This is a genomic window from Mesobacillus maritimus (genome assembly GCF_044803185.1).
GTDB lineage: Bacteria > Bacillota > Bacilli > Bacillales > Cytobacillaceae > Mesobacillus_B > Mesobacillus_B maritimus_B.
In genome coordinates, this window is sequence record NZ_CP085225.1 from 1,240,063 (window position 1) to 1,263,705 (window position 23,643).

General features: G+C 39.0%; 24 protein-coding genes. 19 read left to right on the plus strand and 5 right to left on the minus strand.

All coding sequences use genetic code 11. The annotated features are described in order from the left end of the window. Window positions 1–223 precede the first annotated feature (223 nt). Window positions 224–721, plus strand: coding sequence for a GNAT family N-acetyltransferase (locus LG336_RS06060; protein ID WP_404331668.1), 498 nt, complete (start codon window positions 224–226; stop codon window positions 719–721). A 262-nt stretch (window positions 722–983) separates the two neighbouring features. Here the strand turns inward: LG336_RS06060 and LG336_RS06065 are convergent, their stop codons facing one another. Together LG336_RS06065 and LG336_RS06070 are read right to left on the minus strand one after the other, a co-directional pair. Then, complete coding sequence (locus LG336_RS06065) at window positions 984–1,421, minus strand: SRPBCC family protein (RefSeq protein WP_404331669.1); 438 nt, start codon at window positions 1,419–1,421, stop codon at window positions 984–986. A gap of 51 nt (window positions 1,422–1,472) precedes the next feature. Beyond that, window positions 1,473–2,276 (minus strand): SRPBCC domain-containing protein, encoded by an 804-nt coding sequence (locus tag LG336_RS06070; protein ID WP_404331670.1) that lies wholly within the window; start codon window positions 2,274–2,276, stop codon window positions 1,473–1,475. Between the two features lie 207 nt (window positions 2,277–2,483). On the opposite strand from LG336_RS06070, the gene LG336_RS06075 reads away from it, so the two are divergent. Together LG336_RS06075 and LG336_RS06080 are read left to right on the plus strand one after the other, a co-directional pair. Then, a complete protein-coding gene (locus LG336_RS06075; protein ID WP_404331671.1) occupies window positions 2,484–2,957 on the plus strand; it encodes an ABC transporter substrate-binding protein in 474 nt (157 codons plus the stop codon). Between the two features lie 3 nt (window positions 2,958–2,960). Continuing rightward, entirely contained in the window at window positions 2,961–4,088 is a 1,128-nt protein-coding gene (locus LG336_RS06080) for an ABC transporter substrate-binding protein (protein ID WP_404331672.1), read from the plus strand. A 32-nt stretch (window positions 4,089–4,120) separates the two neighbouring features. Here the strand turns inward: LG336_RS06080 and LG336_RS06085 are convergent, their stop codons facing one another. Further along, window positions 4,121–4,621, minus strand: coding sequence for a helix-turn-helix domain-containing protein (locus LG336_RS06085; RefSeq protein ID WP_404331673.1), 501 nt, complete (start codon window positions 4,619–4,621; stop codon window positions 4,121–4,123). Between the two features lie 97 nt (window positions 4,622–4,718). Here LG336_RS06085 and LG336_RS06090 point away from each other — a divergent pair, with 97 nt between their 5' ends. From LG336_RS06090 to LG336_RS06120, 7 genes are all read left to right on the plus strand, one after another. Beyond that, window positions 4,719–5,303, plus strand: coding sequence for a VWA domain-containing protein (locus LG336_RS06090; RefSeq protein ID WP_404331674.1), 585 nt, complete (start codon window positions 4,719–4,721; stop codon window positions 5,301–5,303). A 397-nt stretch (window positions 5,304–5,700) separates the two neighbouring features. Continuing rightward, the gene (locus LG336_RS06095; RefSeq protein ID WP_404331675.1) at window positions 5,701–5,826 is read left to right on the plus strand and encodes an FbpB family small basic protein; all 126 of its coding nucleotides are present in this window, start codon (window positions 5,701–5,703) and stop codon (window positions 5,824–5,826) included. Between the two features lie 47 nt (window positions 5,827–5,873). Then, a complete protein-coding gene (locus tag LG336_RS06100) occupies window positions 5,874–6,272 on the plus strand; it encodes a sporulation protein (RefSeq protein WP_404331676.1) in 399 nt (132 codons plus the stop codon). 103 nt (window positions 6,273–6,375) lie between these two features. After that, window positions 6,376–7,143 (plus strand): TerC family protein, encoded by a 768-nt coding sequence (locus tag LG336_RS06105; RefSeq protein ID WP_404331677.1) that lies wholly within the window; start codon window positions 6,376–6,378, stop codon window positions 7,141–7,143. A 295-nt stretch (window positions 7,144–7,438) separates the two neighbouring features. Then, entirely contained in the window at window positions 7,439–8,053 is a 615-nt protein-coding gene (locus LG336_RS06110; protein ID WP_404331678.1) for a protein kinase family protein, read from the plus strand. A 94-nt stretch (window positions 8,054–8,147) separates the two neighbouring features. Beyond that, window positions 8,148–9,473, plus strand: a complete 1,326-nt coding sequence (locus tag LG336_RS06115; protein WP_404331679.1) for a hemolysin family protein — start codon at window positions 8,148–8,150, stop codon at window positions 9,471–9,473. Between the two features lie 278 nt (window positions 9,474–9,751). Then, entirely contained in the window at window positions 9,752–10,180 is a 429-nt protein-coding gene (locus LG336_RS06120) for a dual specificity protein phosphatase family protein (RefSeq protein WP_404331680.1), read from the plus strand. A gap of 56 nt (window positions 10,181–10,236) precedes the next feature. On the opposite strand, the gene LG336_RS06125 is transcribed toward LG336_RS06120, so the two are convergent. Continuing rightward, a complete protein-coding gene (locus LG336_RS06125) occupies window positions 10,237–10,737 on the minus strand; it encodes a CBO0543 family protein (protein WP_404331681.1) in 501 nt (166 codons plus the stop codon). 180 nt (window positions 10,738–10,917) lie between these two features. Between LG336_RS06125 and hemG the strand changes: the two genes are divergently transcribed. The 9 genes from hemG to LG336_RS06170 all read left to right on the plus strand — a co-directional run bounded on the left by hemG (window position 10,918) and on the right by LG336_RS06170 (window position 22,090). After that, a complete protein-coding gene (gene hemG / locus LG336_RS06130) occupies window positions 10,918–12,303 on the plus strand; it encodes a protoporphyrinogen oxidase (protein WP_404331682.1) in 1,386 nt (461 codons plus the stop codon). A gap of 504 nt (window positions 12,304–12,807) precedes the next feature. Then, on the plus strand, window positions 12,808–13,521 hold the full coding sequence (locus LG336_RS06135) for a GntR family transcriptional regulator (RefSeq protein WP_404331684.1): 714 nt from the start codon (window positions 12,808–12,810) through the stop codon (window positions 13,519–13,521). A gap of 480 nt (window positions 13,522–14,001) precedes the next feature. Beyond that, window positions 14,002–14,652, plus strand: coding sequence for a bifunctional 2-keto-4-hydroxyglutarate aldolase/2-keto-3-deoxy-6-phosphogluconate aldolase (locus tag LG336_RS06140; protein WP_404331685.1), 651 nt, complete (start codon window positions 14,002–14,004; stop codon window positions 14,650–14,652). Beyond that, complete coding sequence (locus LG336_RS06145) at window positions 14,649–15,668, plus strand: PfkB family carbohydrate kinase (protein ID WP_404331686.1); 1,020 nt, start codon at window positions 14,649–14,651, stop codon at window positions 15,666–15,668. The genes LG336_RS06140 and LG336_RS06145 overlap by 4 nt, the downstream gene beginning before the upstream one ends. Window positions 15,669–15,738: 70 nt before the next feature. Further along, a complete protein-coding gene (gene uxaC / locus LG336_RS06150) occupies window positions 15,739–17,151 on the plus strand; it encodes a glucuronate isomerase (protein WP_404331687.1) in 1,413 nt (470 codons plus the stop codon). A gap of 287 nt (window positions 17,152–17,438) precedes the next feature. Further along, window positions 17,439–18,485 carry a mannonate dehydratase gene (gene uxuA, locus LG336_RS06155; RefSeq protein ID WP_404331688.1) on the plus strand — a complete coding sequence of 349 codons (1,047 nt, stop codon included), beginning with the start codon at window positions 17,439–17,441 and terminating at the stop codon, window positions 18,483–18,485. 27 nt (window positions 18,486–18,512) lie between these two features. Next, the gene (locus LG336_RS06160) at window positions 18,513–19,367 is read left to right on the plus strand and encodes an SDR family oxidoreductase (RefSeq protein WP_404331689.1); all 855 of its coding nucleotides are present in this window, start codon (window positions 18,513–18,515) and stop codon (window positions 19,365–19,367) included. A 113-nt stretch (window positions 19,368–19,480) separates the two neighbouring features. Next, window positions 19,481–20,320 carry an HAD family hydrolase gene (locus tag LG336_RS06165; protein WP_404331690.1) on the plus strand — a complete coding sequence of 280 codons (840 nt, stop codon included), beginning with the start codon at window positions 19,481–19,483 and terminating at the stop codon, window positions 20,318–20,320. A gap of 18 nt (window positions 20,321–20,338) precedes the next feature. Further along, window positions 20,339–22,090 carry a glycoside hydrolase family 3 protein gene (locus LG336_RS06170; RefSeq protein WP_404331691.1) on the plus strand — a complete coding sequence of 584 codons (1,752 nt, stop codon included), beginning with the start codon at window positions 20,339–20,341 and terminating at the stop codon, window positions 22,088–22,090. Window positions 22,091–22,127: 37 nt separating this feature from the next. On the opposite strand, the gene LG336_RS06175 is transcribed toward LG336_RS06170, so the two are convergent. Beyond that, entirely contained in the window at window positions 22,128–23,348 is a 1,221-nt protein-coding gene (locus tag LG336_RS06175; RefSeq protein ID WP_404331692.1) for a helix-turn-helix transcriptional regulator, read from the minus strand. Between the last annotated feature and the right edge of the window lie 295 nt (window positions 23,349–23,643).

Genomic DNA, 23,643 nt, shown 5'->3' on the forward strand with positions numbered 1-23,643 from the left:
ATAGGCTCTTTACTCAAACTTTATTGCTTTTGAATATAGATTATTGGGAATTAAGCTTTGTTTCACTCCTAAATAACCGATTATTTTATGAGAAAAGAGCTTGCAAACAACTTACTATAATGTACAAAATAGCTTATTTTGCATTAAATTCGGCTTTAGGAATTTAACAACAATCTTTACAAAAACAGCCTATATAAATATGGAGAGAACGGAGGTTGTACTTTTGCCAAGTATTAAAACAGCAAGACTTGAGATGATTACATTATCTGCCGACATGATGGAGGCAATTTTGAAGGGAGATAGAGTATTACATGAGAAAGGGAATTCCTATTACCTTGCACCAGAGTGGCCATTGGAAGTATATAAACAGTTTTTTTCTTATAAGATTGAGAGATTTCGCAAGTTTCCTCATGAAAATGAGTGGGAAGGTGTTATCATCGATCGAAAAGATCATCTTATAGTTGGAGATATGGGGTTTAAGGGAGGACCCAATGAGGAAGGCATCATTGACCTTGGTTATAGCATAGTTCCAAGTTACCAAGGTAAAGGATACGCAACAGAAATGGGGAAAGCCATGGTAGAGTGGGCGTTGACTCATTCAGAGGTAAAAAAGGTGGTAGCGACTTGTAACCCTGATAATGATGCGTCCATTCGAGTATTAGAGAAAACCGGGTTTAAGCAAACGATGCAAACAGAAGAGAGCATTTATTGGTTTTATTAATGTTTTTAGTTAGAAGCTAATAGAACATACTTGGGAATCGTGTTTTATGGGGCTTCCATGGAGCACTTTTTCCCCTGGTTTCCTCTTAAAAATGCTCTATGAGGATCCAGCGTGCCTGAAATCGAGTGAAGTTGATAAAAAAGGTAACGCTGGAAGTTCCAACAGCCTAATGACAGGTGTGGTTGGTTAGTAACGCCGAGCTTCAACACGCCAACAAATGAATAAGGTCTTGTAGAAAATTCCTACAAGACCTTATTTTAAGTTATCTCTCTTCTAATATCCCTCTTATTTTACGCAAATCTTTATTGTTTGCTCGTTTCATCATCATGGACATAAATGGAGTAACAAGCTTGGAGAACCCAGTGGGGTTGCCTTTGTTTCTTAATGTCATTCTTGTAACCTTTTCATCAATAGTTTCCCAGGTATAAGTGGTTTCCATTGGAAAAGGGCCGTCCGCGGTTCTCATAACAAGCTTGGATTCTGGAATAAATTCAACTATTTCATAAACATAAGCTAACTCTCTTCCAAGGAACTGTGCTTTGAAGGCAATTTTTGAGCCAACCGATAACGGTTTGGCTGTATGCCATTCTGCTGAGTCGATATTCATATACCACTCAGGGGCATTGTCTGGATTTGAAGCATATGCTGAAACTTTCTCAAGTGGTGCTAGAATTCTTATTTCTGTAAAAACATCGACCATAATCTTAAAATCCTCCGAAAAGTGTATTATAAAAGATATTATCTAGCCTGCTTATGTTGTTTGGTGTTCTACATAATTCTTAAGTAGTGTACCGAGTAGATGCTGCCAACCCTCGGTGTGTGCCTTTTCCCAGTTCTCTTGTAGAATTCCAGATGCTGAATGGGAGAGTTGAAGCAAAGTGGATTCACCTTTTTCAGTTAGGCGATAGGTATACGCACTATTGACGGCACCTTGCATTCCCAAATGCCCATGTAAGCGGATTTCCTCTGGAGCATTTACAAAGTATACATTCCCCCACACGGCCCCCGCATTTTCATCCCACTTTTCAATGAAAAGTCCTCCTGGTGTAGGATTTAAAGAAAGCTCTGAAGAAACTCCTTCTGGGGCCAGTCGAAATTCCCACCAGTCACTAACGCTTTCAGTTAACGCTTTAAATACCTGTTCTCGTGGGGCATTAATGTAAATCTCTTGTTCAATTTGAAATGTTTGGTATTGACTCTCATGCTTTTCCGGCATTCTTCCTTCTCCTCCTGTTTTTGATTGTTCTACGACGGATTGTAAATTGAGCAAAGAGTTTGCATTTGCTTGCATATATTTTCCTACCCATCTGTTATGGACTTTTTGCAGTGGAACCGCATTTAGGAAATTCCGTCGATATTTCCCTTCTCGTCTAACCACAACCAGATTCCCTTCCTCCAAGATGGTTAAATGCTTCATAATGGCATATCTAGTAACTTCGGGAAAAAGTTCGTTCAATTCTCCTGTAGTTTTAGCAGAATGTTTTAAACTATCAAGAATCCGTCTTCGAATTGGATGTCCTAACGCTTTAAATACTGTGGAAAGCTCGTCCTCCATATCATAATCCTTTCTAATAGTGTCCTAATCGTAACTAATGCGATATATGTTACCATAAGGTCACTTACAATATGTGACCTTATGGTAACATATAAACTCCCTAAGAACAATGAGCTATCTATAGAAAGTGTAGGCCAAATACCATTTTAAAATAGCACATGACTTTATTATGACAAGAATATACATTAGCATACTGAAAGGAGGCTGATGATGACAACAATGAATCCAACCGGTACCGTCTATGTGGTGGATCCTTCTCCTTACAACTGGCTCTATGTATTATTCAATACGATGGAAGAACCGGTACGCGCGGATAAAGCGGGGCGGGTCATTGCGGCACTAGCAACCAGTGCAAAATGGGTAAACAAAACGACGCTCAAAATGGACCTGAGGAAAGGCGTAATCTTTCAAAATGGCGAGGAGTTTACTGCCAAAACTGTCATAAAGAATTTTGGTGAACTACAGAAATGGGAAGCTCCCCATCCCCCAGGGACCTGGCTCAATTTCCCACCCGGAACGAAACTGTCCATAGTAGATGACTATACCATTGAATTTCACTTCCCTAAGCCAGACGGGTTAGCGATTGGGAAAATGCGTGGAAATCATATGGCGAACAATCATTTTTATCAAGTGATAGGGTTTGGTTATACCAAGCTTGGAACGGGCGAAGGACATTGGTGAGTATTGGATGCACCAGGCCCGTGGGGTACTGGACCATTTATCCTCTCAAAAGGATATTCATCGATTCAAAATGATCCTGCTTTTATCAATAAGAAGCCTTTAGAAGCAACCTGGCTGACGGTAAAAGAGGAAAGGACTCCGTTTGTTGTTCTTGATGCCAACCGAAACTACTGGAATAAAAAGCGCGGGCCAAGACTTTCGAGTGTGGTTTTTCGAAATGATCTATCTCCAGAGGAAGCTCTACATTTATGTACGACGACAGAAGGTCAAGTCGATATCGTAACACAGGTAGATCCGAAGGATGCTAGAAAGGTAATAGGATCTAAGTTTGCTAAAATAGTAACTGAAAAAGGGAATCAAGTTTTAGCAGGAGTGTTTAACCGTTTTAAGCAGGATGTCGATTTTAATGATCGGAATCTTCGATTGGCGATTAATTTAGCGGTTGACCGTGAAGAGCTGATTCGAAGGGGGTTTTATGGTTATGCCGATGAAGTAACGGCATTGACACCCCCTTGGGCTGCCGATCACCCGAAGGATATAGTCCCACGTGCGTATGATCCAGAAAATGCCCGGTCTATTATGAAAAAAGCAAATTATCCTGAGGGAAGACCACTGAAGCTTGCGGCAACAAGTAAAAATAAGTCCATAGCTAAACTTATTGCGAAACAAATTAAAACTACCTTGCAAATGGATGTTGATGTTATTAACATTCCTGCGGGTAACGAAGTAAACTGGATGCGCATTCTTGCGGAAAAAAAGTTGGTGCCTAGCTGGGATATTCTTTTAGCCAATGCTTCCGCTTTATTTTACGAGGATACTCCTGTGTTTTTTCATCGCGAATTATTCGGGGAAAGTGGTGCCCTTCGAGCGGGACCAGAATTGCCTCAATTCAACAAATTGTTTCAACGTATGGCAACTGAAGTTGACAAAAGAAAGAGAGTGGAGATAGCAAAAGAAATCGACCGTTATGTATTCAAAGAGGCCTTAGCGCTGTTTCTATGCGTTCCGCAATCATTATATGCTGTAAACAAGCATGTCCAATTTCAACCATATCGAACCACGTTTGAACTAGCGGAAACAGAAGTCACAAAAGACCATTGGTCAAGACGTACCCATCCGGGTCGTGCCTAGGCATGACCTGGATTTTTTGCTTTGAACAAGAACTAGACCAGTGGCTTCAAGCTAAAATAATCTAAAGCTTGATTAACAGAATACAGATCATAAATTTCTTTCTCGAGACAGAATCGAATGACCAAGTCATAGGTTTCACTATCCGATAGTGAATAGCCCGCGGCACCTAAAAGTTCATTGGTATCCTCGAAATCTAGTTCAAGGGCTAGTGCGAGGGCAATAACCGTGTTTTTCCGTGGCCGATAGTTTGGATTGGTCCGTATTTTCGAAAAATGTTTCCGGTCGATACCGGCTTTTTTATATACATCAGAATCGCGGGCACCCGATTGATCGATAAAGCGGAATAACACTTGATTGAGAGTAGGTTTCCGGTGGGTTTCGATAAAATTCTCCAATTCATTCTGATGAATTTCCTCAACAATATATTTCTCACTCTCTATGTAAGGTTCCGCGGACTTACAAACAACTAATTCCCTATCAAGATGATTTTGTATGTATCTTTCCAGTTCTATTAACATTTCATTTCCGAGCATACAATCCCTCCCAAAATGTCGCTTTTCAAGCGACCACATCATGGATGAACTCAAGTACTATTGTATCATGAAGTACAAATTCGAGAGGATGATTGAGATGAAAACCAATTTAACTGAGATTATATTCTTATTAGACCGAAGTGGCTCGATGGCAGGGCTGGAAAAGGATACCGTTGGTGGGTTTAATGCTTTTATAAAAAGGCAATGTCAAGTAGAAGGAGAAACTATAGTGACAGCCGTTTTATTTGACGACGAGTACGAAGTTTTATGGAACGGAGTAAAGGCAAAGGACATAAAGCTAACGGAACAAGAGTATTATGTTCGAGGATGCACGGCGCTTCTGGATGCGGTAGGGAAAAGTATTCTTGATGTCGGATATAGATTTTCATCCACAAACGAGGAAGATAGACCAGGAAAGATATTGTTTGTGATAACAACCGATGGGATGGAAAATGCAAGTCGGGAGTTTTCCTATAAAAAAATTAAAGAATTGATTCAGCATCAACAAGAGAAATACAATTGGGAGTTTATTTTTATGGGAGCAAACATCGATGCGGCTGGAGAAGCTGATCATCTTGGCATTGCAAAGGAAAGTGCCTTCAACTTTGAAGCTTCTGAAAAAGGTGTAGAGAAAATGTATGAGATGGTTTGTGAGGTTGTTTCTGAGAAAAGGCAAAACTAATAAAGCTCAATGAGTGGAATCCAAATAAGTTCCAAACATTGATTGTATAGGAACAACTTTGTTTTTTTATGAATGTTGATAGTTTCCATAATTTTATAGTTAATTGGATTTGACAAATTGCAGCTATGTGGTTTATATTATAAATAATTATTATTCGAATAGTTCTCCTAAAGGGGAGTAGCTTTTACAGCAGAGTCGTCATTTCGGAGGTTTCGCATCTCCCGGCTTTGTTGGCAACGATTCCGTTGTTAGCAAGACCTTTGCCTATTGGTAGAGGTCTTTTATTGTTTTTAAAAACCTTTACCATGTCTTCTGGTAAAGGTTTTTTTTATGGACCTTAAACAGACCAATAAGAACTTCAATAATAGCAATCTTTCAAAAAACGGAGTGATGAGAAATGAAAAAGAAAAAAATCAACTTTATTGAACTAGTTAAGAAAAACAAAGAGGAACTTTTAAAGGATCCTCAACAGCTTGCTAAAATTGAGGAACGGCTTGATGCAAGGCATTCGAAATTAAGTTAGAAACCATAAACGATTAAGGACAATGACCAATAAAATAGGGGGATGTTATGTTACTGAGGAAATATATGTCACTTGTAGGGATAGGTTCTGCGCAAATCGATCTTATTCTTGAAAAGGACACATACGAACCAGGTGAAACCGTTAAAGGAACCTTTCACATAAAGGGTGGAACCATTGAACAAAAATTAAAACGTATTGAGTGCGATTTAGTGAGGGTGGACCCCGTCTTAGAGCTAGAAGAGGTCATTCACACAGCGACCATCTTAACGTCTTCAACCATTGAGGCGAATGCGGGAAACCAGCTTCCTGTTACTTTTACGCTCCCAAAGGGTATCCCAACTACCACAGAAATTCGCACTTATCGGTTTACAACAAGGTTGTTTTTCACCCAAGGTGTAGCTAGTGTGGATCAGGACACCATTACAATTGTAGAAGTAAGCAAATAAGATGATGTGCTCCCAAACTTTGTGGAGCATTTCGCTTTAAAGGATGTAAATGAGAAACATAATCTTATGATAAACATTATGATATTTTAGGAGGAAAATTTAATTGGAACTTTCCATTTTATTAGAGTACGGGTGGGTATTACTACTACTAATCGCCCTTGAAGGTTTGCTTGCAGCTGATAACGCTTTGGTATTGGCCATCATGGTTAAGCACCTTCCGGAGGAAGAAAGGAAAAAGGCGCTATTCTATGGCCTTGCTGGAGCCTTTGTCTTCCGTTTCGCTTCATTATTTATTATTTCCTTCCTTGTGGATGTTTGGCAAGTTCAAGCAATAGGAGCTCTATACCTTCTATTTATTGCCATCAATCATATTGTAAGGAAACTAGTCTTTAAAAAGATGGAAGAGAATACCGATAAAAAAGAAAAGAAGAAATCTGGTTTTTGGGGTACTGTTTTAAAAGTAGAAGTAGCCGATATTGCGTTTGCTGTTGACTCGATCCTTGCAGCAGTTGCTTTAGCAATGACACTGCCAAACACGAACCTGCCACAGATAGGCGGGATGGATGGTGGGAAGTTCCTTGTGATTTTTACCGGAGGTTTAGTGGGTTTGATTATCATGCGTTTTGCTGCCAACCTATTTGTAAAGTTGCTCCACTCCAGACCAGGCCTTGAAATTGCTGCCTTTGCTATCGTTGGTTGGGTAGGTGTCAAGTTAGCGGTGTTAACGTTGGGGCATAAGGATGTCGGAGTACTTCCATATGATTTCGCCCACTCTACGGAATGGAAGCTAATTTTCTACATCGTGTTAATTGGAATTGCAGCAGCCGGTTGGTTCCTAACGAAAGAAAAAACAGAACAGCAGGTAGCGTAATTTATAAATGTTCATCTATGCAAGCTGTTTCGACGAGGCGGCTTGCCTATTCTAAAGTAGGCTTTTTTCGTAAAGATTGTTGTTAAAGTTGTAAAAATCTTAAAGCCGATTTTTACTACCTAAAGTCGATTTTAACGCAAGGGAAGCTATTTTGTACTAATAGTAAATTTGCAAGCTCTTTTCTCAAAATTAAAAAGCTATTTTGCAGTGAAACAATGCTTCATCCATCCTATATTGTATCCAAGAGAAAAAGGTTTGAGAAAAGAGCCTAAAAGTAAGAGGAGGAGTCTCAGGTTTGAAATCATTCAGTAGACTAGCTCAAAGTGTGTCGTTCACGAGAAATGGGTCGAAGGTAAGTCTGAATGACAAAGATCCTGATTTAGAGTTCATTGGAAAAGGAAGAAGTGCTTATGTGTTTAAAATCAAAGATGAAAATTTGGTGCTCAAAGTTTTCTTTTCTCCTAATGAACATATAGCAAAACAAGAAGCAGAAATCTATAAAGCTCTTGAAGGTAATTCCTACTACCCAAATCTTTATGATTCAGGTAATGGATACTTGGTGATTGATTTTATCGAAGGCAATACATTGTTTGACTGTTTAGTAAAGGGCATTGAGATTAAGGAGAAGCAAATTAAAGAGATTGATAAGGCACTTCATTTAGCAAGAAAAAGAGGCTTGAATCCTTCAGATATTCACCTGCGAAATATTTTCCTGACGAAAGATGGGCAAATCAAGATTATTGATGTCGCTCGGTTTCGTCAAGTCAAACACTGTAAGCAGTGGGATGATCTGAAAACAGCTTATCTTTCCATTTATCGTAAAAAGTTGTTTCCTAAGAAGGCACCGGAATCTCTTTTAAACTTCATTGCGTTGCTCTATAAAAAGAATTTGATTCCTTCTTTTCATTAGTATCGATACGTGCACCATTTTTTTAGTTAAGCATTTAACTCAATTGAAAAACAAATGTAAGACCATACTATATTCTCTCGGAGGTTGATTTTTATTGGGAACCGAAATATTGGTTCTAATTGTACTAATTCTGTTAAATGCTTTTTTTGCGGCATCAGAAATTGCGTTAATTTCCTTAAATGATAATAAAATTAAATTGATGGCCGATAGTGGTCATAAAAAGGCAAAAATGCTTTATGCACTCTTGGCTGAGCCTAGCCGTTTTTTAGCTACAATTCAGATTGGAATTACGCTTGCGGGATTCCTCGCGAGTGCATTTGCCGCTGGTAGCTTTGCAGGGAAGTTGGCTGAATTCCTAGTGAATATGGGCATGCCACTTTCACAGAGCATCCTCGAAACAGTTTCTGTCATCGCCATTACCTTACTGTTATCCTATTTCACTCTCGTTTTGGGTGAATTAGTACCAAAACGCCTTGCCATGCAGAAACCTGAAGCAATAGCAATGGCTGCTGCAGGACCGTTAACGTTGTTATCGAAGATCACCTCTCCATTTGTTAAGTTTTTAACGCTGTCGACCAATATGGTTGTTCGTTTGTTTGGCGTTGACCCGAAGGCAGAGGATGAAAATGTCACTGAGGAAGAAATTCGTATGATGGTCGATGTCGGAAGGGAAAATGGAACGATACAGGCTTCTGAAAAACTAATGATAAACAACATTTTTGAATTTGATAATAAAACGGTCTCAGATATCATGACCCATAGAACGAACATTAATGCTATTCCAATCGATATGAGCTTGGAGGAAACCCTTCAAGTCGTCAATCAAGAAAAGTACACGCGATTTCCTGTTTATGAAGAGAACTTTGACCATATTATCGGGATTCTTCATTTGAAAGATTTAGTTCAGTTTATCGAAATTGGCGATCGTGCTGCCTTTAATCTACGAGAATTAATCCGTGAACCATACTATGTGCTAGAGTCCGTGAGGATTGACCAGTTGTTTAGGGATATGCAGAAAAACAATTTTCATATGGCAGTTGCGCTTGATGAATATGGTGGAACCGATGGGATTGTGACAATTGAAGACCTCATAGAAGAAATAGTTGGGAATATTTTTGATGAGTATGACGAACCTGAGCTTGACGTGGTGGAAATTGAAAAGGTGAATGAAACGAGCTATTTATTGGCGGGGACGATTAATTTATATGAAGTTGAAGACCTATTAAAGGTGGAGCTTCCAACCAAAAACTACGATACATTAAGTGGATTTATGCTTGGCCAGCTTGGTTATATTCCGGCAGCACATGAACGCCCGGTATTTGAATATCAAGGTATTGTGTACGCTGTAACAGAAATGAATGATCGAAGGATTGTTCGTGTGAAAGTAAGTGTAAAGGAACCTTTGTTAGAGGTCATTTGAGTATCTTTATAAGGAATAGCAAACACATAGGTATTCCACTATCGTGTTTTTTATCTTTTGTATTTCCATATTTTGAGTGTAGATGGGAAACCGGTCAGCGATAGGGGGTGTTGCTGCCCTTTGTGAATAACAATCAAAAAGGAGTCTTGGCACCCTATCTACGGGTAAGGAAGAGCAGTCAGGCCACTAAAATGCTATTTATAGAAAACAAGTGGATGAATACACATCTTCTAGTTGAAAATATAAGGAGCATTTAACATATAGGGAGGGAAACGTAAATGAGTGAACAAAACTACCAAGCTTTAATCAAAGATCGAATTTACATCGGTGGTGCTGATGACGTAAAAGAGGTCATGGAAAATGAAAAGGCGGATGTGATTTTTGATTTGCGAGCAGAAGCTCCAACAAATAGTTCTGATTTCAACCGAATTCATAGCCCAATTGTGGATGATCAAGAAAATCAAGAAGAATCGGTAAAGAATGCAATTGATAATGTGGTCGGCGCTTATCATGAAGGGGAGAAAGTTTACTTCCATTGTGGTGGCGGAAGTAATCGAACCGGTACAGTGGCGATTGGCACCCTTCTTGCCTTAGGAAAAGCAGATACAATTGAGGAAGCGGAGGAAAAAGCTAAAGCAATCCGCCCGAAAATTAACGTGAAGCCAGAAATGAAGGCAGTACTAAAACGCATTTATCCGGATGCGTAGAAAACACATTAAATGTCTTTGGATAGTAAAAAAGGAACACTTCTCATGTTCCTTTTTTAGCTTATAGAGATTCTATCCTTATTGGCTACTCGAATCATCGCGATAATGCTCCTACAAATGAATAATTTAACTGCTAAACTTATCGCGGAGTGGTACCATGACCAGCCTTTTTTCCAGGTAATTAAGCTGGTCTTTTTCGCTGCAATGATTTCAACCAATACTTGAGGGATGACAAACGGGAATAGCTTTAAAAAAATACCTATTGGTTTGCTATTTACTGTCCATTGGTTGTAATAAAGAAGCAATAAAGGGTATTGAATATAATCAAAGGGCATATGAATTTTCACTTTTTTTGAAAAGGGCCTAATTTTATATTCTAAATATCCTTTTGAGACCAGAAATCGATCGGCTAATGAATTCCCGATAATACTAACCAGGTAAACGATAATCCAGTCTTTTAATGGGCGTTTAATGATTGCGAATGGTAACAAGAATAACGCTACGATTGTAGATATAGATAAAAAGGTAATTGATAATATCGGTTTTTTTCTTCTCAAGATCAACACCACCTTTTTATAGTGTGACAATTAATAGAATGATTATGTATAGGGTGCAAAGGAAAATCCGTAAAAGCACTTTCATGGTCATTTATGTGCCCAAACACCCTAGAGGATACACTGAAGTGAAATATGGTACACTTTAAAGGATAAAAAATGGAACATTTATGAGGTGTTAACATGAAAACAGTCCTTGTACTCGGTGGTGGGATTACCGGTTTATCGGCGATGTATGAATTACATAAATGGAAAAAAAACAGTAGTGCAGATGTTAGATTGATTCTAATAGAAGCGGAAAGTGAACTTGGTGGAAAAATTCGGACCGTTAGCCAAAGTGGATTTGTGATGGAAGCAGGAGCCGATTCGATTGTTGCTCGTAAAATTGAAAGTATGTCATTTATAGAGGAACTAGGATTGAGTCAAGAAGTCGTATATAACTCAACCGGTATATCCTTTATTTATACAGATGGAAAGTTGAAACCAATTCCAGCGGATTCATTGTTTGGGATTCCCGCAAGTATTGAGTCTTTGGCGAAAAGTACACTGGTTTCTGCAGAAGGAAAAGTAGTGGCTTTAAAAGATTTCTATACAAAAAATGAACACTTTACAGTTAACGACTCAGTAGGGGCGTTCTTAGAACATTTCCTAGGAAAAGAGTTGGTGGAAAAGCAAATTGCCCCTGTGCTTTCTGGTGTGTATTCCGGAAACCTTAGCGACTTAACGATTGCATCCACGCTCCCATATTTAGTGGAGTATAAAGAACAATACGGCAGCATCATAAAAGGGTTGGAAGCCAATAGGAAAAAGTTTAAAGGTGGAGAAAGGAAGTTTCTTTCTTTTAAAAAAGGGCTAAGTACCTTGATTCATGCTTTTGAAAATGAGCTTGAAGACGTTGAGGTTCTAAAGAATACAAAAGTGACGAAAATTGAAAAAGCGAAAAGCCAATATCAAGTGGTTCTTCATAATGGGGAAACCATTGAAGTCGATAACGTGGTCCTTAGTATTCCGCATACAGCAGCGGAAAAACTAATCGATGATCCCGAGCTCGAAAAAGAGTTTTCGAGTTTTAAAAATAGCTCACTTATCAGTGTGTATGTTGGATACGATGTTCCTGACAGCATTCTTCCTGCGGATGGCACTGGTTTTATTACAGCCAATACCGATGAACTGTCTTGTAATGCTTGTACCTGGACAAGTAGAAAATGGATGCACACCTCTAAATCAGGCAACTTACTTGTTCGGCTCTTTTACAAAAGTAGCCATCCATCCTTTGCTCGATTAAAGGATATGGACAATGAAGAGCTGCTTCAGGTTGCATTAGAAGATATTCATAAAAGTCTTGGAATCAGTGCGGAACCTGTTGCTAGTGAAGTCACCAATTGGCTTGAAAAGATGCCCAACTACTTAATTGGACATCCTAAAAGTGTTGAAGCACTAGAAAGTAGATTTGCAGAAAATTACCCAGGGGTAATCCTTGCAGGTTGTTCGTATTATGGGGTAGGCATTCCTGACTGTATTGAAAATGGAATGGCATCGGCGAAGAAAATTTCTCAAATGCTCATCTAGTATAAACATGTTTATTTTCATCTATGTTTTATTTTAGGTTTATATGGTATGTTTAATGTAAGCCAATGCTAGATGGGCTTGGGAAGGATGTGAACGGTATGAACGACCAGCAATCCGAAGAAATGGTAAAAAACCTAAAAAGGATCGCAGATGCATTAGAACGTTTATCACCACCACCACAACCAGATGAATCTGCTAAAGTGGATAATACTTAAAAGCAGTGAAGATTCAGCACGACTTGACATTAGGAAAAAATGAAAATGTTAATAATCCTCTAACTATTTATTTCCATATTCATTAGACTTAAAGATCATACACTCGAAAAGCCGCAAATAACGCGGCTTTTTTCTTTGACCTCACAATGGGGGCGTAGGATACAGTTGTAATTTGAACCTAAATTATTGAACAATCTATTTCCATTTTCCAAAAATAGGTTGGCAAATTCGAATTAGCATGCTAGTATACAAGGGAATAACTCTTTTAGGAAATAGGGAGTGGCCATGAATGTTCACAGCATCAGCAAAAATGCCTGGGGAAAATAATAAGGAGTATTCTTATCGGGTCATAAAAGAAGCAATTATGACGCTAAAATTGAAACCAGGGCAGTCTATTAGTGAGATTGAGCTTGCCGAGGCTCTGCAAATTTCAAGAACGCCAATCAGAGAAGTGATGGCAAAATTACGAGAAGAACACTTAGTAGAAGTCAAACCTCAGGTTGGTACGAATATCTCGAAAATCAATCCACTGTTAATCGAAGAAGCTGCCTTTGTTCGAGTTACCTTAGAAAGAGAAGTATTTAAATATTCATGTGAATCTTTCCCAGAGGTGGAGCTTCTTGAGCTAAAGAAGAATGTCGAGATGCAGGAATTGTTAATAGGGAAAAAGGGCATGGAGAGACAATTTCATGACTTAGATAAGCAATTTCATTTTACCATCTTCCGTGGCAACAATAAGGAAAATGCTTGGGCAGCCATCAGCCGACTAAGTACGCATTACAATCGTATTAGGCTTCTTTCTGAAATGGAGCATACATTTGAAGACGCAATCCTTCAACATAAAAATATGATCCGAATTATTGAAAACAATAAAGTAGAGGAAGTCGAAGCAGCGATTAAACAGCATATCATTGAGCCAATTAAACTATGGGAGGATCTATATAACCCAGGGAGCCTTTATGCAGATTACTTTGAATATAGTTATCGCCCGGTAGTTAGTTAAATCTAGGATTCCCACTAGGCAAGTTTGTTCTTTGTGGTATGGATTTCTATAAATATATCAAAAAAAAGATTGTCGTATTTTTATTTGTATGCTAGTATACAAGTATACAAACCTCAACGGATGTTTCGTAAAGGTATAATTCATCTATTCCAATCCAACCTAATAGCGATATTTATCTTTAAAAGTTTGGATACTATATGATGAAGAAACAATTCGTTAAGTGATATTTAATTAAAGGCTGTTTTCGTAAAGATTCTTGTTAAAATTGTAAAAATCTTAAAACCGATTTTTACTACCTAAAGGCGATTTTAACGCAAGATAAGCTATTTCGTACGTTATAGGAAGTTTGCACGCTCTTTTCTCATAAATAAAAGGCTACTTTGTAGTGAAAAAAAGCTTAATCCAACCTATTTTGTATCCAAGAGCAACAAAGTTTGAGAAAAGAGCCTAATTAAAATATGGATCAACGAGGTGTTTTGCATGTTACAAAAATACGAAACCTTAAATGAAATGCACAAAGGTTATTTGGTGGCCGTAATTCGCGGGAAAAATAAAGAAGAAGCGGTTGAGATTTCAAAGCAAGCTTTTAAAGGTGGAATTCGCTCTCTTGAAGTGACGTTCTCTACACCTGGTGCCGAGGATGCGATTGCTGAACTTGCACGTACGGCAGATTCAGACATGATTGTCGGTGCCGGTACAGTGTTAGATGAAGAGACAGCAAGAATCGCCATTATGAAGGGTGCACGTTACATCGTAAGTCCTCATTTTGATGGTGCGATTGCAACCATGTGTAATCGTTATGCGATTCCGTATTTACCTGGTTGTGGTTCTGTAACTGAAATTATGCAGGCACTCACCTTTGGTGTGGATGTTGTTAAACTATTCCCAGGAAGCCTACTAGGACCTGGTTTTATAAAAGATGTCAAAGGTCCAATCCCACATGTGCAACTAATGCCATCTGGTGGAGTGAGCATCGATAATATTGATAAATGGATGAACAATGGTGCATTTGCTGTTGGAATCGGTAGTGCTTTGACAAAAGGAATCTCGAATGGGGATTACAGTTCAGTTGAAAAAGTAGCCCGTGAATTTATGGATAAATTGGCTTCAATTAAGGAAGGAAAGGCATGAAAAAAGTTGTAACGATGGGTGAAATCATGCTTCGCTTATCGGCTCCAGGCTATCAAAAAATTCAACAATCAGGATCTTTTGGTGCCGTATATGGAGGAGGAGAAGCGAATGTGGCTATATCCTTATCACAACTAGGTCTGAACACCTCTTTTGTCAGTAAATTACCAGACAACGCTTTAGGCGAAAGTGCTAAACAATATTTAAATCAATTTGGAGTTAATACGGATCACATAATATATGGTGGAGATCGATTAGGGATTTACTTCTTAGAAAAAGGTTTCTCAGTCCGTTCCTCAAAGGTGATTTACGATCGTAAGCATTCTAGTTTTTCACAGTCGAAATTAGCTGAATATGATTTTGACGATATTTTTAATGGTGCTGATTGGTTTCATATCAGTGGGATCACTCCAGCCTTGAACGAGGAATTGTTTATCATCACGAAGAAAGCGCTTGAGGTCGCAAAGGAAAAAGGGATTACGACAAGTTGTGACCTTAATTTCCGAAGTTCTTTATGGTCCTTTGAGGATGCTCGAAAAAAAATGACTGAACTAGCAGAATTTGTGGACGTCTGTTTAGGGGTTGAACCGTTGGAACTGTTAGGAGAAGACGGACAGGACCTGAAGGATGCCTATCAAAAACCCTTAAGCGTGGAAAATTATCAAGAAATTATGAAGATGCTACATGAGCGATATCATTTCCAATATGTAGCGATGACCTTTAGAGAAAATCTTTCTGTCAACCGTAACCGTTTAAATGCAATGGTTTCTGACGGCAATGGTTTTTATGTATCCCCAAAGGTAGAGGTGGAATTTGTTGATCGTGTTGGTGGTGGAGACTCCTTTTCTGCCGGAATGGTTTACTCCTTAATTCAAAACTATCAGCCACAGGATGCGATTAATTTTGCAACAGCATGCTTTGCCTTGAAACACACTATTGAAGGAGATGCAAACATACTTCATCATTCTGATATCGAACAGTTTGTGAAACAAAAAGAGTCTCTAACGATTAGTAGATAGAGGTTAAGGTAATTCCCTTAACAAATAGACTCAATGGAAAGAAATACTTGATGGAGGGAAGGATACCAATATGGGTTCATTTATCCATGAAAATTTTATTCTGCAAAATAAGACAGCTCAGTTTTTATATCATGAATATGCTAAAAATATGCCGATTTATGATTACCACTGTCATTTATCTCCCAAGGATATTGCAGAAGATAGAAAGTTTAAAAATATCACGGAGCTATGGTTGGAAGGCGACCATTATAAATGGAGAGCGCTAAGAACTCATGGTATCGATGAAAAATATATCACTGGTGATGCAAGCGACAAAGAAAAATTTGCCGCTTGGGCGAAAACGGTTCCCTATACTCTCGGAAATGCCCTTTATCATTGGACCCATTTAGAGCTTAAAAATTACTTTGGAATTGACGAGTTATTAAATGAGGACAATTGGGAGCAGGTTTGGGAGCGTTGTAACGAGCTCCTTCAAAAGGATGACTATTCCGTAAAGGGCTTAATTCAACGTTCAAATGTAAAAGTCATTTGTACAACAGATGACCCTACGGATGATTTATTTTACCATGAGGAAATTTCTAAGCAGGTTTTCCCGGTAAAGGTTTTGCCAACATTCCGTCCTGATAAAGGGTTGGAAATTAATAAAGAAACGTTCCATCCTTTTGTGGCCAAGCTTGAAGAAGTTACGAATAAACAACTTTCATCCTACGGGGAATATATTCAAGCTTTAGAAGAGCGTGTTGCCTATTTCCATGAAAAGGGCTGCCGTATTTCTGATCATGGACTCGGTGAAATCCCTTATGCAACTTATGAAGAGGCAGAAATAGATAAGATTTATCAAACAGCTCGAAATGGACAAGCGGTGAGTCTAGAGGAAGAGAAAAAGTTTAAAGCTGCAACGCTTATTTTCCTTGCTGGATGCTATAAGAAGCGTGAATGGGCAATGCAAATTCATTTTGGAGCCATCCGTAATAATAACTCGAAAATGTTTAAAAAATTAGGTCCGGATGCTGGTTATGATTCAATTAATGACCAAGGTGAAGTAGCTGCGCCACTAAATGCATTTTTAGATGCATGTGATCAACAAGACCAACTACCTAGAACGATTTTGTATAATCTTAACCCGATTTACAATGATTTAGTGGGCAGTACATTGGCGAATTTTCAGACGGAATCAGGAGTTTCTGGGAAAATTCAATTCGGGTCTGGCTGGTGGTTCAATGATACGAAACCAGGAATGCTTCGTCAGTTGACATCCTTAGCTGATCAAGGCTTGCTGATGCATTTTGTGGGAATGCTGACAGACTCTCGCAGCTTTATTTCCTACAGTCGTCATGAGTATTTCCGTCGAATCGCATGTAATTTAATTGGTACATGGGTAGAAGATGGAGAACTTCCGAATGATCCAGCGCTATTGCGTAAATTGATAGAAAACATTTGTTATAACAATGCAAAGAATTACTTCAGCATTGACGTTCAATAGGAATTAAGTTTTTTCTATAAGCTCTTTAATGAACAATGTTAAGTTTCCAACCGTTGATGGGAGCGGAAGGCGCATGACTACTGCGGGAGCAGCGGGACAGGTGAGACCTAGGTTGAAATGGTCCACGTGAGGGACCATTTAACCCTACAGGAGCGAAAGCGACGAGGAGGCTCACCGCACGCCCCGCGGAAAGCAAGCGCCTGGAGCGGAAATCAACACACTTGTTTAACACAGGCTATAAATAAATTTTAACTATACAAACAACAGTTAATAAGGAGGAAAACAAAATGGAAATGAGTTTCCGTTGGTACGGCAAAACAGATTCAATCCCCTTGGAGTACATTCGTCAAATTCCAGGAATGAAAGGAATCGTTACAGCAATTTATGATATCCCAGTAGGTGAGGCATGGCCTTTAGATAAAATTGAGGAATTAAAGAATACAGTTGAAGAAGCAGGCTTACACATTTCTGTTATTGAAAGTGTACCTGTTCATGAAGATATTAAACTCGGGTTACCGACTCGTGATAAATACATTGAAAACTATAAAGAAACGTTACGCAATCTTGGAAAAGTAGGCATCCCTGTTGTGTGTTACAACTTCATGCCAATCTTTGACTGGACTCGTACAGACTTAGAGTACCGTCTTCCAGATGGGTCAACTGCGCTAATCTTTGAAGAAGAAGTAGCGAAGAGAATGGATCCACTAACAGGGGAACTATCCCTTCCAGGTTGGGATTCAAGCTATAAGAAAGAAGATTTACAAATTTTATTCGATCACTACAGTAAGGTAGACCATGAAAAACTTTGGGAAAACCTAGAGTATTTCATTAAGGAAATTATTCCTGTTGCTGAAGAAGCTGGCGTAAAAATGGCGATTCATCCTGATGATCCTCCAACTGATATCTTTGGTTTACCACGTATCATTACAAATAAAGAAAATCTTGAGAGATTTATTAACCTATATGATAGCCCAAATAATGGCTTAACAATGTGCAGTGGTTCTCTTGGTTCACACCCAGACAATAATTTCCCTGAAATGCTTCGCTATTTCGGTAAAAAAGACCGCGTAAACTTTGTACATGCTCGTAATGTGAAACTTACAGGTGGTTTTTCTTTCGAAGAGTCCGCACATCCATCTGAATATGGTTCAGTTGATATGTACGAAGTGATTAAAGCGATGAAGGATTTTGACTATACTGGTCCGATTCGTCCTGACCATGGAAGAATGATTTGGGGAGAAACTGGCAAGCCAGGTTACGGACTATATGACCGTGCGTTAGGTGCAACCTACCTTTATGGTCTTTGGGAAGCAGAAAATAAAAATAGAAAATAAAAAACAATCTATCAGGAGGTTCCAACAATGACAGTTCCATTCAAAGTTGATTTAACAAATAAAGTAGCCGTTGTAACAGGCGGTGGCGGTGTATTAGGTTCTTATTTTGCAAAAGCATTAGCAGAATGTGGCGCTAAGGTAGCTATCCTTGACCTAAACCAAGAACCTGCGGATAAAATTGCTGCAGAGATTAATGAAGCTGGTGGTAAAGCAATTGGGGTCGCAGCGAATGTCCTTGATCGAGAAGCGCTTGAAAAGGCTAGAGAAATTGTTGAAAAAGAGCTTGGTACTTGTGACATTCTTTTAAATGGTGCAGGTGGAAACAATCCTCGTGGAACAACAGATGATGAGTTCTACAATGCAGAAGAAGTAAAAAACAATCCTGATTTAAAAACATTCTTTGATTTAGATCCTAAAGGTGTGAGCTTTGTTTTTGACTTAAACTTCTTAGGTACATTGCTTCCTTCTCAAGTTTTTGCAAAAGGAATGACAGAGAAAGAAGGATGCAGCATTATCAATGTATCTTCCATGAATGCTTACACACCACTAACGAAAATCCCTGCATACAGTGGAGCAAAATCAGCTATCTCAAACTTCACACAATGGTTAGCGACTTATTTTGCAAAAGCGGGCATTCGTGTTAATGCGATTGCACCAGGATTCTTGGTAACAAAACAAAATGAAAAATTACTCTTCAATGATGACGGTACACCAACTGCGAGAACTGGGAAGATTTTAGGAAGCACACCGATGGACCGTTTTGGTGAGCCAGAAGAGCTTGTTGGCGGCGTGTTATTCTTAGCTGATCAAAAAGCAGCCAGCTTTATTACTGGAGTTGTCCTTCCAATTGATGGCGGCTTCTCAGCTTACTCTGGTGTTTAAATCTTTCCTATAAGCAAGTATAAGGCTGCTAATCAATTACATGGGTTAGCAGCCTTCCTTCTTGACCTATAATTCGAGGATAATTCTAGTTGATAAAAGAGGTGTTTTTTAAAATGAAAGATAAAATCTCTGATTTTCATAAAACAAGTAACTTTTTAGTTTGCGTCGATTCCGATGGCTGTGCGATGGATACGATGGAAGTCAAACATCGTAAAGCATTTGGACCTGAAGCGGTGAATGTTTGGAATCTGCACCACATCAAGGACCGTTTTCTTGATGTTTGGAATGATATAAATCTTTATACCCAGACAAGAGGAATCAATCGGTTTAAAGGTGTTGTGTTAACATTCGCTGCTTTAGAAGCAGAAGGAATTGAAATGCCGGATATTTCTTCTTTCAAAAAGTGGACAGAAACAACGAATGAATTATCGAATCCATCACTTGAAAGAGAAATTGAAAAAACAAATGATGAACAATTAAAACAAGCTATTGAATGGAGTCATGCAGTAAATCGTTCAATCGAAGAAATGGCGGGAGACGACAGACCGTTTGAAGGCGCAAAAGAAGGCTTAGAAGCTGCAAAAGAAGTAGCGAATGTCGCGATTGTTTCATCTGCAAATGGTGCAGCGGTGTTAGATGAATGGACAAGACATGAGCTTTCTGTTCATGTTGATGTGATGCTTGGACAAGAAGCAGGGACAAAGGCTTATTGCATAGAGCAACTGAAAACATTTGGATTTGACAATACACATGTACTAATGGTTGGAGATGCTCCTGGAGATTTAGATGCTGCCCAAAAGAATGGCGTTTTCTATTATCCAATCCTAGTAGGAAAAGAAAGGTTCTCATGGGATCGTTTTAGAGAAGAAGCATTAGGAAAGTTCATGGATGGTTCTTTTGAAGGGGAATACCAGCAAAAGTTAATCAATGAATTTAATGATAACCTGAAGTAATCTATTGGAGGAATTAACATGAAACGAGAGATTAAGGCAACCAATATTCCAATGCCAAAGGTTGACCTAAAGGCAAAGCCTTATAATTTATCTGATGAAGATATTAATTGGGTAAAAGAAACAATTTCAGGAATGTCTGTTGAAGAAAAAATTGGTCAATTGTTTATCAACCTGTTTTTCTTCGGAGGAGACCAGTTTAGCGGGAACGAATTGACTAATGCCGATATTTTAAAGAAATATCACATCGGCGGTGCTCGTTATATGAATGGTACTGCAGAGCAGGTCCAGGATTTAATCAATGAGTTGCAATCCAACACAAAGGTTCCACTTTTGGTTGCGGCCAACTGCGACTCCGGCGGAAACGGCGCGATGAGTGATGGAACGTACGTAGCAAAAGCAGCGATGTGTGAAGCTTCCGGAGACGAGCAAGTATCATTTGATGCTGGTTATGTAAGTGGTCGTGAAGAGCAAGCAATCGGGGTAAACTGGAATTTCGACCCATGTGTAGACATCCTGAAAAACTGGAGAAACACGATTGTCAATACTCGTGCTTACGGGACAAATGCAGAAACAGTTATCAAGCATACCAATGCGTACATCAATGGATTAACTGAAAGCAATATTGGGGTATGTATCAAGCATTGGCCAGGTGATGGTACTGAGGAGCGCGACCAGCACTTAGTGATGGGTGTAAATGAACTTAGCGTAGATGAGTGGGAAGAGTCTTTCGGTCAAGTATATCGCAATCACATTGACAACGGCGTCCATTCTATCATGGCGGGACATATTGCTCTACCTGAATACCAAAAACAATTGGTCCCTGGGTTAGAAGATCGTGACGTATTACCAGCAACATTGGCACCTGAGTTAATCAACGGACTATTAAAAGATAAATTAGGGTTTAACGGTCTTGTATTAACAGATGCGACACATATGCTTGGAATGACAGCCGCAATGCGTCGTGAAGACTATGTTCCTCAATCGATTGCTGCAGGCTGTGACATGTTCTTATTCTTCAACAATATTGATGAAGATTTCACTTTCATGTTAAATGGCTACAAAAATGGTGTCATTACAGAAGAGCGCCTTCAGGATGCACTTGAAAGAATTATTGGTTTCAAAGCGGCTATCGGCTTACACAAAGCACAACAAGAAGGTACTTTGCTTCGCACTAGAGAAGACTTAAAAGTCGTTGGCTGTGAGGATCATGTGAACCGTGCGAAAGCAGCAGCTGACAAAGGGATCACTTTAGTTAAAAATACGTTGGATGAACTGCCAATTCGTCCAGAAACACATAAGCGTATTCGTCTTTACTATTTAGAAGGCGAAAAGGGTGGACTTTATTCAGCGAATTCCGAAACCCTTGATTTCTTAAAAGCGGAATTGGAAAGACGCGGCTTTGAAGTAACGATTAACGATGGGAATACCCGTATTAAGGGCCCTACCCTAAAATATCGTGAAGAAGTTGACGCAGCAATAGTAGTTGGGAATGTCATTGGTTATGGTGCTCAAAACAATTACCGCATTCAGTGGAAGATGGCGATGAGCAATGAAGTGCCTTGGTATGTATATGAAGTACCAACTGTATTCGTATCCTTAAACTTCACCACACACTTAACTGATGTCCCGATGGTAAAAACCTACATCAATGCATACAACGATGATAAAATTACGATTTCTAGTACAATTGATAAAATCATGGGCGAATCCGAATTCAAAGGAACACCAAATGAGTTGGTTTGGTGCGATAAATGGGATACACGTCTCTAAACCTAGAACGAAGCGAGTGGATTTCCACTCGCTATTTTTATTTTTTCATATATTGTGTTGGCGTTACCCCCGTGATTTTTTTAAATACTCTCGTAAAATAATTCACATCATTAAATCCGACTAAAAAGGCGATATCGGTAATCGTCTGATTGCCTCGGTACAGATAGAGCTTTGCTGCTTCAATTCTTTTATGATGAATATACTCAATCGGTGTTTTACCGGTTTCTTCTTTAAATTTTCGTGAAAGATGGGTAGGGTTCACGTGTATCGCATCGGCAATCTGATTCAAGGTTAACGGAGTTTCTAAGTTGAATTGGATGTAATCGACTGCTTTTTTGACGATTGGATGATAAGCGGAAGTTGAAAATTCATGAACCAAATCACAGTACTCGTTGGCCATAAGTTTCCCTAGGGTATTTAGCTTATTGAGATTAGGTGCTCTTTCAATTAATATCGCAAATTTTTCAGATAGATGATGAAGATAAATAGGGTGAACTCCACCTTTTTCGGCAGCGGTTCTACATAAGGTGTTTAAAACTAACGAAATGTTTTTTGCTGACCGAATCGGACTTTCAGGGATTCGGTTCGAGAAATCTAATAGATCATCCGCTTCCTGGTTGTATTCCATCACCGCTTTTTTATCTCCTTTTGTGATGGCATCCATGATTTTTTTCTCTAGTTCATATCGCTGCTCAATAAGATGCTTATTTTCAGTGATCTTAGCGTTTATTTGCTCCTTATTGATAACAGGTTTGACAATCTCTCCGGTTACTCTCGTTGCCTTTAAAAACCCCTGCTGACACAGAGTAACTAAAATCTCTCCTAGGGCTTCGTTTTCTTGACTTGGAATGATAGGCAAAGATTTATAAAAGCTCTCTAATTGTGCTCGTTGACTGATTGGCAATTGATTCTTTGTAATAGTGGTGCGAATAAATTCCATCACAGAAGTACTTGAAATAAATGGACCAACAACAATCGAACCATTAAACTGACCCTGTTTCCAAATACCTGTTGCAATGTATTCCAGACCAAATGAATTCACATAATAGTGATAGGTGTGATGGTGATTTTGGTGAAGTACATAATTTATTCTGTTGTAGTCTTCATTACCGGTATGAATGATTTTTGGAAGATACAGATTCACTAAATTTACCACCGAGTTACCTTCCTGATCAATCATACGGACATCCATTTTTGAAAGGGTATGAATCGTGGCACAAATCTTATGTAAATCACGGGGAGAATGAGTGGTTTCCATGTTGAGTCTCCTTAAAAAATAGTGAAAACGCTAAATATGTGCTAAGAGAGAAAAAATAGTGCGATAATTAATTACGCTTTTATCTTATAATTTATGTAAGTTAGTTTCAATAGTAGTTTTATAAAAATAGGATTAGAGGACATTGGTGATTTGGTGCTAACTGTTGATTGGAGCGGAAGGCGGACGAAGCGACTCGAGGGGCTAGGCGCTGGAGCTGCCCAGCTCACCGCAAGCCCCGCGGAAAAGCAAGCGCCTGGAGCGTAAATCACAAACTTGTTTAAAACAGAGCCTTAAA